Genomic DNA, 665 nt, shown 5'->3' with positions numbered 1-665 from the left:
GCGGCAGTCCGGCGGCTTCCTATACAACGAGGAGAGCGTGCTGGAGGAGACGCGGCCGGCGGAGTAGGGCCAGATTTTAGCAAAAACCGGAGTGGAGCATGTCGGTGCGAATGCCATCGAATTTCGGACGGTCGGGAGCACAGGAGAGCGCACTCGACCTGCTCGGCCATGAAATCCTCGGCGAAAAGGCGGCGGCGCTCGGCCGTGCCGGCCGGCGCGTGGATGAAACGCTGGCGCGGTTGCGTGAACATGGCGATGAGGGCGAACAACGTGCCCGGCTGCTCAAGGACGCGGCGGAGGCCGTCCACGGCTATTTCATCCAGCGCGAATTGTGCGGCTTGCGCAAGCACGACGCAGTGATCCGGGAATACAACATCCCCAAGGCCGTGCTGGCCAGGCTCGGCGCCAAATAGACAATAGTGTTGAAAATCTGACGGTACCGAAGACAAAATACCGATTTCGACCCGTTCCAGTCGTCCAGATTCGCTCGCGCTACGGAATAAGTTGACCCGAAGCCGCCCTTCATCAGCCCATTTCGCTGCCTGATAGCTGACATTTTTGGCAACCAGCACTGATGGCTCGGAAGCCTGCTAGTACCTTTTCACAGTGGTTCTGACTCTTTGACCATTTCCGGATAGGCCCGACCCATTTTGGCTCGGGCCTTG

The 665-nt window shown here is 59.5% G+C and carries 1 protein-coding gene; it reads left to right on the top strand.

Features of this window, described 5'->3' with window-relative positions; all coding sequences use genetic code 11:
• Nucleotides 1–98: 98 nt before the first annotated feature.
• On the top strand, nt 99–413 hold the full coding sequence (locus AC0L14_RS34775; RefSeq protein WP_473752233.1) for a DUF6665 family protein: 315 nt from the start codon (nt 99–101) through the stop codon (nt 411–413).
• Nucleotides 414–665: the final 252 nt, after the last annotated feature.

Source organism: Mesorhizobium sp. WSM4841 (assembly GCF_055811515.1).
This window is presented reverse-complemented; position numbering and strand designations above follow the sequence as displayed.

Bases quoted from the DNA above. Each gene is read 5' to 3' on its own strand.
- AC0L14_RS34775 (WP_473752233.1), top strand. From the start codon at position 99: ATGTCGGTGCGAATGCCATCGAATTTCGGACGGTCGGGAGCACAGGAG.